The sequence below is a fragment of the Brevundimonas sp. UBA5866 genome (assembly GCF_002432125.1).
In the GTDB taxonomy this organism is placed as follows: Bacteria; Pseudomonadota; Alphaproteobacteria; order Caulobacterales; family Caulobacteraceae; genus Brevundimonas.
This window is the reverse complement of the sequence record NZ_DJFS01000052.1, coordinates 17,276-27,390: the sequence shown is the minus strand read 5'-3', so window position 1 is coordinate 27,390 and position 10,115 is coordinate 17,276. Positions and strand designations below refer to the sequence as shown.

The 10,115-nt window shown below is 64.2% G+C and carries 11 protein-coding genes; 5 read left to right on the top strand and 6 right to left on the bottom strand.

The window, feature by feature from the left end:
* Positions 1-59: 59 nt before the first annotated feature.
* The 4 genes from B3H86_RS05975 (at position 60) to B3H86_RS05960 (ending at position 4,000) form a co-directional block, all read left to right on the top strand.
* A complete protein-coding gene (locus tag B3H86_RS05975) occupies positions 60-557 on the top strand; it encodes a SixA phosphatase family protein (RefSeq protein ID WP_292051968.1) in 498 nt (165 codons plus the stop codon).
* Positions 558-605: 48 nt separating this feature from the next.
* Entirely contained in the window at positions 606-926 is a 321-nt protein-coding gene (locus B3H86_RS05970; protein ID WP_292051966.1) for a DUF952 domain-containing protein, read from the top strand.
* A 4-nt stretch (positions 927-930) separates the two neighbouring features.
* Positions 931-1,968 (top strand): quinone-dependent dihydroorotate dehydrogenase, encoded by a 1,038-nt coding sequence (locus B3H86_RS05965; RefSeq protein WP_292051963.1) that lies wholly within the window; start codon positions 931-933, stop codon positions 1,966-1,968.
* Between the two features lie 82 nt (positions 1,969-2,050).
* Entirely contained in the window at positions 2,051-4,000 is a 1,950-nt protein-coding gene (locus tag B3H86_RS05960) for an ATP-binding protein (RefSeq protein ID WP_292051961.1), read from the top strand.
* Positions 4,001-4,065: 65 nt separating this feature from the next.
* Here the strand turns inward: B3H86_RS05960 and B3H86_RS05955 are convergent, their stop codons facing one another.
* A complete protein-coding gene (locus B3H86_RS05955; protein ID WP_292051970.1) occupies positions 4,066-4,554 on the bottom strand; it encodes a peroxiredoxin in 489 nt (162 codons plus the stop codon).
* Between the two features lie 192 nt (positions 4,555-4,746).
* On the opposite strand from B3H86_RS05955, the gene B3H86_RS05950 reads away from it, so the two are divergent.
* Entirely contained in the window at positions 4,747-5,352 is a 606-nt protein-coding gene (locus tag B3H86_RS05950; RefSeq protein ID WP_292051958.1) for a YqgE/AlgH family protein, read from the top strand.
* A 3-nt stretch (positions 5,353-5,355) separates the two neighbouring features.
* Here the strand turns inward: B3H86_RS05950 and B3H86_RS05945 are convergent, their stop codons facing one another.
* The 5 genes from B3H86_RS05945 to B3H86_RS05925 are packed head-to-tail and all read right to left on the bottom strand — an operon-like array spanning position 5,356 to position 10,063.
* Positions 5,356-6,993, bottom strand: a complete 1,638-nt coding sequence (locus B3H86_RS05945; protein ID WP_292051957.1) for a putative bifunctional diguanylate cyclase/phosphodiesterase — start codon at positions 6,991-6,993, stop codon at positions 5,356-5,358.
* Positions 6,994-7,039: 46 nt separating this feature from the next.
* Positions 7,040-7,648 carry a GNAT family N-acetyltransferase gene (locus B3H86_RS05940; RefSeq protein WP_292051952.1) on the bottom strand — a complete coding sequence of 203 codons (609 nt, stop codon included), beginning with the start codon at positions 7,646-7,648 and terminating at the stop codon, positions 7,040-7,042.
* Between the two features lie 23 nt (positions 7,649-7,671).
* Positions 7,672-8,904, bottom strand: coding sequence for a M16 family metallopeptidase (locus B3H86_RS05935; protein WP_292051950.1), 1,233 nt, complete (start codon positions 8,902-8,904; stop codon positions 7,672-7,674).
* 50 nt (positions 8,905-8,954) lie between these two features.
* Positions 8,955-9,698, bottom strand: coding sequence for an SURF1 family protein (locus B3H86_RS05930; RefSeq protein WP_292051945.1), 744 nt, complete (start codon positions 9,696-9,698; stop codon positions 8,955-8,957).
* Positions 9,698-10,063 carry a DUF983 domain-containing protein gene (locus tag B3H86_RS05925; RefSeq protein WP_292051940.1) on the bottom strand — a complete coding sequence of 122 codons (366 nt, stop codon included), beginning with the start codon at positions 10,061-10,063 and terminating at the stop codon, positions 9,698-9,700. Before B3H86_RS05925 ends, B3H86_RS05930 begins: the two co-directional genes overlap by 1 nt.
* Positions 10,064-10,115 lie beyond the last annotated feature (52 nt).

Here is a 10,115-nt window from a genome sequence, read left to right as displayed (position 1 = left end):
GCGGCTGCGACCACATCCGATCTGGTCCAAAGCCGCAAACTCCCCTATGGGGGCGATCCATGCACCGACTGATCCTCATGCGCCATGCCGAGGCTGACGCCCGCGCCCCGCAAGGTGGTGGCGATATCGACCGCCCCCTGTCGCCCGCTGGCCGCGAAGATGCCGCCCGCATGGGCAGGGCACTGGCCGAGCGCGGCTTCCGCCCCGATCTGGCTCTGGTTTCCGCGGCTGTCCGGACCCGCGAAACATGGGCCCAGGTCCATGACGCCATCGGCGACGTGGAATTACAGGTTCTGGACCACCTCTATGATGCCGATGCCCGCACCCTTCGGGACGAGGTCGAGATCAACGAGGACAATGCCGGTTGCGTACTGGTACTGGCCCACAACCCCGGCATCCACCAACTGGCGGTCGAATATCTGATCGAGAGTGCGGCCTCGCCCTCGGTGCTTGACCGTTTTGCAGGAGGTTTTCCGACAGCAGGCTGCGCGGTCTTCACCGTCGATGCTGCCGGACGCCCGTCCTATGAAGGCTGGCTGACCCCCGCCAGCGTCTGATTTTCACAAAGGCCCGCCCCCATGCTGCCGACCAAGGCGTATAAAATCATGACGGCTGCCGATTGGCGGCTGACCCTTGCCGAGGGCCTTTATGAAGGCTCGGCCGTGGACAGGGCCGACGGCTATATCCACCTGTCCGCACTGGACCAGTTGGAAACCACCGCAGCCAAATACTATGCCGGCCAGACGGATCTGATGCTGGTTGAGGTCGATCTGGAGGCTCTGGGCGACACCGTCGTGTGGGAGCCATCGCGCGGCGGTGCCCTTTTCCCCCACATCTACGGCCCCCTGACCGTTGCAGCCACTGCCAACGCCCGCGCCCTGTCGGTCAACGATGCGGGCGAAATGATACTGTCCGAAGAAGGCTGATCCTATGGCCCTGACCGATCTGGGCACGCGCCTGCTTCGCCGTCTCGACCCCGAGATGGCCCACCGTGCCGCCATCCACGCGGCCCGTCTGGTGCCCCTGCCCGCCGCGCCCAAGGATGACCCCGCGCTGGCCGTCACCATCGCCGGCCTGACCTTCCCCAACCCCGTGGGTCTGGCCGCGGGCCTCGACAAGAACGGGGAGGCCCTGCACGGCCTGGCCCGTATGGGCTTCGGGGCAGTGGAATGTGGCTCGGTCACGCCCCGTGCCCAGCCGGGCAATCCCAAGCCCCGCCTGTTCCGTCTGGTCGAGGATCAGGCCGTCATCAACCGCATGGGCTTCAACAATGACGGGCTGGAACCGTTCGCCGCTCGCCTGAAAGACCGTCCACGCGGCGTGCCCATCGGTGCCAACCTCGGTGCCAACAAGGACACCGAGGACAAGGCCGCCGACTATGTCACAGGCCTGAAACGTCTGGCGGGTCTGGCCGACTATTTCACCGTCAACATCTCCTCGCCCAACACACCGGGCCTGCGAGCGCTGCAAGGGCGCGAGGCGCTTGACGATCTGCTGGGCCGCATCAACGAGGCTCGCCCGACCGACGGCGCACCCGTCTTTCTCAAGATCGCGCCCGACCTGATCGGCGAGGAGATCGGCATGATCGTCGAGGCCTCGCTAGCCCACAAAATCGATGCCCTGATCGTCTCCAACACCACGCTGGAACGCCCTGCCCACCTGAAATCATCCTTCAAGAGCGAGACGGGCGGCCTGTCCGGCGCGCCGATCAAACCCTTTGCCCGCCGCGCCCTTCAGGCCGCTGCCGAGGCTTCGGCAGGCCGCCTGCCACTGATCGCTGTCGGCGGCATCGACAGCGGCGAGGAAGCCTATGAGCGGATCCGCATGGGGGCCAGCGCGGTTCAGCTTTATTCCGCCCTTGTCTACAGGGGGCCTGACCTGGTCGGTGCCATCAAGGCCGATCTGCTGGCCCGACTGAAGGCCGAAGGTTTTAATTCCCTAAGCGAAGCCGTAACCACGTTACGTTGACCATCCATTAGTCCTCTCGCCGTAGGATTACCTATTCCGGTGTTCGACGGGGGTCGATGACCGGACGGGAAAAGGCGGGGACATGGTCGAACCTGTGGGAGTGGTGCAAGCGCAGACCAAAGGCTGGGGACAGTCGATGGTCACCCGCCAGAATACAATGGTGCACCGCATTGCAGCCGCAGCGGCTGCGGCTGTGGTCATGGCTCCGATCATCGGCATCAAAACCATTCTGGGGTGGCTGACCGCCTATATGATCATCATCGGCCTTGAGCGGATGATCGTCAGCCCCGCTCTCGACACAGACGGTCGTGGCCCGAAAGGCCTTAAGGGCCTGCTGTGCGACGCCGTCCTGTTCACCTCGGCCATGACATTCGCATGGATCGTCCTGCCGCTTTGGTTTGTGGCGGGCCTCTATGGCGGCCTGTGTGCGACCCTGTATCTGGGCGCAGGCATGCTGCAATCGGTGATCAATGGCGCAGGATCGCTGCGGATCACCATCATCACCACCACACCTACGGCCCTGGCGCTGGTCGGAACGCCCTGGCTGCTCAGCCAGATGGGAGCGGACACCAACGCCGTCGTCGCTGTCGCGACCGCCGTGGCCGTCTTCCTCGGCATTTGCTATTCCGCCGCACGCCGTCTTTACCAATCAGACCGCAACCAGCGACGCGCCTTTGAACTGGCAGACCGCAAACGCCACGAGGCCGAACAGGCCGTGGCCGCGCGGACAGCCTTTCTGCAGACCATAGCCCACGATCTGCGCACCCCGATCACCGCGATCATGACGGGTGCCGATACGCTCCGCAGCGAAACGCCCGGCCATGCCCGTCACCAGCTGGACATGATCGGCGACGCAGGCCGGATGATGAACTCCCTGCTCAACGATCTGCTGGATCAGGCCCGCATCAATGCCGGTCGCCTGAACATCTACGAACAGGCCTTCGATCTGCGCCGCATGATCGCCCAGACCGTCCGGTTGTGGCAGTCGCCCATCCGCGCAAAGGGTCTGCGACTTCGACTGGAAACAGGCGGCAACCTGCCCCGCGCCGTTCTGGGCGACGAGGTGCGGCTGCGTCAGGTTCTGAACAATCTGATTTCCAATGCCCTGAAGTTCACCGACCACGGCACGATTACCCTGCGTTGCCGCAGCTGGCCCGATGATGCCGGCAACCATGCCCTGATGATCGAAGTCGAAGACACCGGCAGCGGCATGGACGAGGAACAGTTGGCCCGTCTGTTCACCCCGTTTGACCAGATGTCCAACGACATCACCGCGCGGCATGGCGGCTCGGGTCTGGGACTGTCGATCTGCCGTGACCTTATGCGGCTGATGGATGGACGTCTGACTGCCCGCAGCGTGGCGGGCAGCGGCACAATCTTCAACGCGGCGCTGACCCTGCCCCCCGCCGAGACTGTGCCTGTCGCCGACAGGGTCTCTGCTGCCCCCCTGCCCTATATTCCGTCCAGCATCCCTCTCCATGTGGCCGAGGCCAGCGCAGACTTCACCCCGCCAAAACCCGAAACGTCCGAACCCGACAGGGTCGCCGCCACCCGTCCCGAACCTTCCGGGCCTGCATCGCCCGCACCGGAGCCGGTCAACGACCCCCCTACGGACGACGAACCGCCCTTGCGGGTGCTGGTGGTGGATGACCACGAGATCAACCGCCGCGCCATCCAGCTGATCCTGCAACCCTTTGACTGCGATATCAGCATGGCCGCCGATGGCCGCACTGCGCTGGAAATGGCCTCCCACACCCAGTTCGACGTCATCTTTATGGATGTTCGCATGCCCGAACTGGATGGCCGCGAGACCACCCGCCGTCTGCGTCAGGGCGGCGGATTGAATGCCACGACGCCCGTCATCGCCGTTACCGCCGACAATGCGCCTGAAGACCAGATGGCCTGCTCGGCGGCGGGTATGAGTGCCTATCTGGCCAAGCCGCTGACACCGGCGGCTCTGATCGCCACCTTGCAGAGCACGCTGGAACAGTCCGCCTCGGCCTCCAGCGCCGCCAGTTCCGCCGCCGCCTGACATAGAAAAAGAGCGCCTCCTGATCACAGAGGCGCTCTTTGAAACCTTTGCCTTGCGGCCGGTTCTTACAGCTCGGCGATGAGGTGCTCGGCCGACGAGACCTTGAACTCGCCACCCTGTTCAACATTCAGCTTCTCGACCACGCCGTCCTTCACCAGCATGGAATAGCGCTGCGAACGCTTGCCCATGCCAAAGCCGGTGGCGTCCAGCGCCAGGCCGATCGCATCTGCGAACTCGCCATTGCCGTCTGCCAGCATGGTGATGTCATCGTTGCCGTTCAGGCCATTGGCCTCGGCCCATGCGCCCATCACGAACGGGTCGTTGACCGAGACACAGGCCACGGCATCGACGCCCTTCTCGCCAAAAGCCGAGAGATTGTCCTTGTAGCCCGGCAGATGGCGGGCCGAGCAGGTCGGGGTAAAGGCACCCGGCACAGCAAACAGGGCCACGGTCTTGCCTTTGAAGAAGTCGGCCGTCTGGACAGGCTGCGGACCCTCTGCGGTCATGCGGGTCAGTTTCACATCAGGAAGGCGGTCGCCGATCTTGATCGTCATGGGTGTTTCTCCGAGCTCCGCACCCGGCACATCCGGAAAACGGTTCTGCTTGAACATAATGGCGTCCCCTCCGACGCCAACCCCCGCCCGCCAGCTTATTGACCCCGGGGGATCATTTTTTCGCATGGGCGGTTTCCTCTGTGCGACCTCGCGCCCCTTGCGTCTCCATCCGGCAAACCCAACAATAACGGTATGAGTTCAGACCTTCCCCCCCACGACCTGTCCGACCGCCCCGTTCAAGAGTGGCCATCTATGGCGGGTCGCCTCCTCGTGGCGATGCCGGGCATAGATGATGAGCGTTTTGAACATGCTGTCATTCTGGTCTGCACCCATGACGAAGATCACGCTATGGGGCTGCGGCTCGACCTTCCGGCTCCGGGTGTCGATCTGGCCTTCGTGCTGGACAAGCTGAACGCGCCGACACACGGCGCAGCCGGACGCTCCGTACTGATCGGCGGCCCCGTAGAGCAGGAGCGCGGCTTTGTGCTGCACACCGATGACTGGTTCAGCGAGGAAACAAGCCTGCGCGTCAGCGGCGGCATGGCCGTCACCGGCACCCGCGAGGCGCTGGCGGCGATGGGCGAGATCACCGGCCCTGCCCGTTCAACCCTGGTGCTGGGCTATGCCGGTTGGGACGAGGGCCAACTGGAAGAAGAGTTGAGCGAGAACGTCTGGCTGACGATGGAGGCGGACCCCGCCCTCATCTTCGACGACGCCTATGAGACCAAATGGGAGCGTGCCCTGGGCAAGCTGGGGATCACGGCCGGACTGCTGTCCACCCAGGGCGGAAACGCCTAGGCCTCAGCTGCGGGCCTTGATCGGTGCCGCACCGTCGGCCAGCGACTCGTTCAGATAGACCTCGGCTTCCTGCGCCGTCAGTGGCGGCGCATAGCCAAAGCCCTGTCCATAGTGACAGCCGTCCTGGACCAGCAGATAGGCCAGACTGGCATTCTCCACGCCCTCGGCCACAACCTCCAGCGACAGGTCGCGTCCTAGGTTCACAACCGAACGGACAATCTTGGCCGAGCCCTCGTCCTTGTCCATCGTCAGAACGAAATAGCGGTCGATCTTCAGCGTATCGAACGGCAGACGCGCCAGATAGGACAGCGAAGAGAAGCCGGTGCCGAAATCATCCAGTGCCAGCGACGCGCCGACCTCGCGCAGCGACGTCAGCACCTCCGCCGCCTTGGCCGGATCGCGCATGATATCGCTTTCGGTGACTTCCAGCTTCAGCGCCCCCTTGGGCAGGCCCGTGGTGCTGATGATATCCGCCACATCCTCGACCAGATGGGGCCGCTCGATCTCGCCAACCGACAGGTTCACGCTGCAGAACAGATCGCCCGCTGTCGGATGCCGCGCCAGCCATTCGGCCAATTGGCGCGCCGACCGGCGCATCATCACCAGACCCAGTTCGGGCATAAGGCCCATTTCCTCGGTCAGCGACAGGAAGTCATCGGGCGGCACCAGACCGCGCTGGGGGTGACGCCAGCGGGCCAGAGCCTCGAAGCCTGCCACGGCACCCGTCGAAAGGTTCACGATCGGCTGGAAGAAGGGCTCGATCTCGCCGCGGCCAAAGGCGTTGCGCAGCTCGCTTTCCAGCGCCAGACGCGACAGGCTGTCATTTTCCAGCGACCGTCCATAGGCCGCGACGCCACCGCGTCCAGCCGTCTTGGCGCGCTCCAGCGCCAGAGAAGCCCTGCGCAGCAGTTCACCCGCCGCCGGGGCATCCTGTCCGCCCTCGGCGCTGGCAGCACCGATGGAGACGCGCGGATAGATATCATAGCCCGCCACCGACATCGGCAGCTCCAGCGCCTCGCGCATCCGCTCTGCCGTTGTGGCATGTCCGCCCTGGCGGTCGCGCGGCACAAAGACCGCGAATTCGTCTTCGCCGATACGTGCGGGGGCAGCATCATCCGCAAAGGCTGCCGACAGGCGCGAGCCCAGCGTCGAGAGGACCAGATCGGCCCGCTCCGGCCCCAAGGCCTCGTTCAGACGCTTCAGACGGTCCAGATCGGCAATGACCAGCTCGAACTCGCCCGACTGCAACAGACCTTCGCTGACACGCCCCAGAAAACTGCACCGGTCCAGCAGATGCGTCAGGTTGCAACGGCCCGTACCGGCCATGCGATGTTCCAGCGTCACCATCCCCGCCGCGCGAAGACCGTCCTCCAGCCACACGCCGCGCCACAGACAGGTCTCAGAGCCGCGCATGCGCAGACGAACCGAAACCTCGGCCCCTTCCTGACGGGGCTTCAGCAGCCGCTCGGCCAGTGCACGGTCCTGCGGCATGGCCATAGCCACAAAGGTCGCCGACGAACATTCCGGTGCCAGCGGCCCGAGCCCCAACGAAGGGGTCGCCCCGCTGAAGCTGATGCTGTCCTGCGAGGGCGTCCATACCCACAGCGCGGAGTCGGCCGCCGCCAAGGCTTCCAAAGCCATTGCGGGGTCCCATGCAAGCGCTCTGGAGCGTTGGGTCAATGTCGCCTCATAGCTCACGTTCTGACAGCCTCCGTCCCCCAAGGTCGGACTCCAGAACGCCAAACAAATGATGATCTGCCCATACGCCGTTAATTTTCAAATAAGCCTTTGCCGTTCCCTCATGTCGAAAACCCGACTTTTCCAGAACGCGGCGCGATGCATGGTTGTGCGGCACACAGGCGGCTTCGACCCGATGCAGGGCCAGACCGCCGAAGGCGAACTCCAGAATCGCCGCCACCGCCGAGGTCGCCCGACCTTCTCCGGCATAGGGTCGCCCCACCCAATATCCCAGTGTCGCCGTCTCAGCGACGCCGCGCCGGATGTTGGACAGGGTAATGGCCCCCAGCAATGTTCCCGTCTGCTGGTTCAGGATGAAGAAGGGATAGGCCGTGCCCAGTTCCATCTCGCGGGCATAGATCGCCAGCCGCCGTTTATAAGCGGCGCGGGTCAGGTCATCCTCGGCCCATGCGGGCTCGAACGGCTGGAGATAATCGCGCGAGATCTCGCGCAGCTCCGACCAAGCCGGATAGTCGGCGGGGCGCGGAGGGCGCAACATAACCCCGGCCCCATACAGGACGGGGCCCTCGTTTTCCGATCTCCAGTCAAACAAGGCCATGCCCTGTTCTACGCCTCCCAAGCTCAGGAGTGAAACCCCGACCCTGCAGCATCTATTGTGGATGCAAAAGCTTTTCCGGCCTTGATCGCCGCCTTCGGCCCCAAAACAGCCGTTGCGGCACGGCTGTCGGCCAGCAGGCCCGCCCCGAAGTCGCGCATACCCGCCGCGGTAACCGCCTGTAGCGATTCGTCCATCTGCTCCGATGTCAGCAGGTATCCATAGGCCAGCGCCTGCACCGCATGGCGGGCAGAGCGCGTGGCGGCACTCTCGTCTGCCATCCACAGGCCGGCGGTCATCACGGCCTTGGCCCGCTGCAGCTCTGCCTCGGTGGGGCCATCCAGCGCCAGCTGAACAAGCTGTTCGGCACAGACCTTGGCCAGTTCCTCAGAACGCTCGGCGGCTGCCCCGGCATAGATGCCCAACAGACCGATATCGGCATAGGGCTCCAGATAGGCGTCGATCGCATAGGCCAGACCCCGCTCCTCGCGGGCCGACTGGAACAGGCGCGAGGCCATTCCACCCCCCAGTATTTCCGTAAACAGACGTGCCACCGACACATCTTCCGACGTCACCGAAGGCGCTATCATCTGGAACACCAGATTGGCCTGTTCGATCTTGCGGGCCATTCTGGCCTCGCCGCCGATAAACCGGGCCGGCGCGATTTCCGGTGCCGGGCTGGCGACCTCGCTACCGAACCACTGCTCGGCCAGCTTCAGGAAATGGTCTTCATCCACGCCGCCCGACACCGACACCACCATACGGTCCGGCGAATACAGGGCGGCGCGCCATGCCGAAATCATGTCACGTGTGACAGGCTTCAGGCTTTCGACCGAGCCCAGGATAGGACGGCCCAGCGACTGGTCGAAAAAGGCCGTGGCCTGTGCCATCTCGAAGACGTGGTCATCGGGGGTGTCGAACGCCTCGGCGATCTCCTGTGCCACCACATCCTTTTCGCGCTCGATCTCGACCGGATCCAGCGTCGGACGGAACACAAGGTCCGACAGAACCTGCATCGACAGGTCCAGTGCCCCGTCCACGCCGCGCACATCAAAGCTGGTCCGCTCATAGCCGGTCGCCGCATTGATGGTGCCGCCAGTGGCCTCGATCCGTTCCACGATGTCGCGCGCGCCCATATCGCCCGCGCCCTTGAACACCAGATGTTCGAGGAAATGCGACCAGCCCGAACGGGCCTCGCTCTCCATCCGCGCCCCGCCCGCCACGGCAACATTCAGGGCAAAGGTACGGCGTCCCGGCAAGGGGTCGCAAATCAGTCTTACGCCGTTTGACAGCGTGTGCAGGCGGACAGTCAGGGGGTATTTCCTTGCAGATCGGCCGTTCGCATCAGGCGACGGCGAAGCAAGCCAATATAGACACCGATCAGGACAACAGCGAGGCCGAACCATGTCGCCGCATATCCGGCGTGATTGTTGCTGAAGGCCACAGGCGGCACCGACGGATGCAGGCCCTCCACCTCGGGGTTCACGGGGGTGGCCGCATAGATGGCCCACGGCGACACCTCGGACTTCACGCCCAGCACAGCGGCCATACCCATCGTGTCGCGGCCGAAGAAGACATTGCCTTCGGGCGGGGGCGTCATGCCCGAAGGCTTGATCACCTCACGCACCACGCCGGTGAAGGTCACAGGCATGGCTGCATCGTTGCGTACAGACGGACGGGCCGTCATCTCCTGTGCGATAAAGCCGCGATCCACCAGCACAGACTGGCCGTTCTCCAGCGCGCAGGCCGATATCAGACGAAAGCCCGGCTGCCCCTCCTCGATCGACCGCAACTCGACAAAGGGGGCCGTGTTCAGTCCGCGACAGGTCATCAGCACCTTGCGGAACTCCGGCTTTTCGCCCCTCAGCACCTCGTCCACAGGCGCGGGGGGCAAGGCTTCAGCTGCGGCTCCGGCAGCAATCAGCCCTTCCTTCCACTTCAGGCGCTCGACCTGCCACACACCCAGACCGATCAGCACGGCCAGCGAAATCGCCGTAAAGCCGGTCAGAACGTAGGGAAAGCGGGGTCTGGACAAAGGCGTAGGGTCGTTCATCAGGAATCCTTGCGCGTGCGCAACATGTTCAGGGCCGTCATCAGCCCCTTTCCGGGACGCATCAAGCCCCCCGACACCAAAACCACCAATGGCAGCCAGATCAACAGATTGAGCCACAACGGCGGGCGGACCGCCAGATTGTACGCAACAGCCGCCATACCGACGCTGGCACCGGTAATCTGCATGATGAAGGTCGCGGCACCGTCACCCGTCTCGATATCCTTCAACGGATAGTCGCAGGCATCGCACCGCGCCTGCACCTTCAGCCAGCCGTCAAAAAGGGCTCCGCCACCGCAGTTCGGGCAACGCCCCCGCACACCGGCCCACACGGCCTGCCGTCCTTGAAGTCTGTTTGGTTCGGTCATGGTCTTCATAAGAAAACGGCGCGGAACCGAAGCTCCGCGCCGTCATCAGTAT

Excerpts from the sequence above, each read along its gene's own strand:
- B3H86_RS05975 (WP_292051968.1), top strand. The coding sequence starts at position 60 with ATGCACCGACTGATCCTCATGCGCCATGCCGAGGCTGACGCCCGCGCC.
- B3H86_RS05970 (WP_292051966.1), top strand. The coding sequence starts at position 606 with ATGACGGCTGCCGATTGGCGGCTGACCCTTGCCGAGGGCCTTTATGAA.
- B3H86_RS05965 (WP_292051963.1), top strand. The coding sequence starts at position 931 with ATGGCCCTGACCGATCTGGGCACGCGCCTGCTTCGCCGTCTCGACCCC.
- B3H86_RS05960 (WP_292051961.1), top strand. The coding sequence starts at position 2,051 with ATGGTCGAACCTGTGGGAGTGGTGCAAGCGCAGACCAAAGGCTGGGGA.
- B3H86_RS05955 (WP_292051970.1), bottom strand. The coding sequence starts at position 4,554 with ATGACGATCAAGATCGGCGACCGCCTTCCTGATGTGAAACTGACCCGC.
- B3H86_RS05950 (WP_292051958.1), top strand. The coding sequence starts at position 4,747 with ATGAGTTCAGACCTTCCCCCCCACGACCTGTCCGACCGCCCCGTTCAA.
- B3H86_RS05945 (WP_292051957.1), bottom strand. The coding sequence starts at position 6,993 with ATGGCTTTGGAAGCCTTGGCGGCGGCCGACTCCGCGCTGTGGGTATGG.
- B3H86_RS05940 (WP_292051952.1), bottom strand. The coding sequence starts at position 7,648 with ATGGCCTTGTTTGACTGGAGATCGGAAAACGAGGGCCCCGTCCTGTAT.
- B3H86_RS05930 (WP_292051945.1), bottom strand. The coding sequence starts at position 9,698 with ATGAACGACCCTACGCCTTTGTCCAGACCCCGCTTTCCCTACGTTCTG.
- B3H86_RS05925 (WP_292051940.1), bottom strand. The coding sequence starts at position 10,063 with ATGACCGAACCAAACAGACTTCAAGGACGGCAGGCCGTGTGGGCCGGT.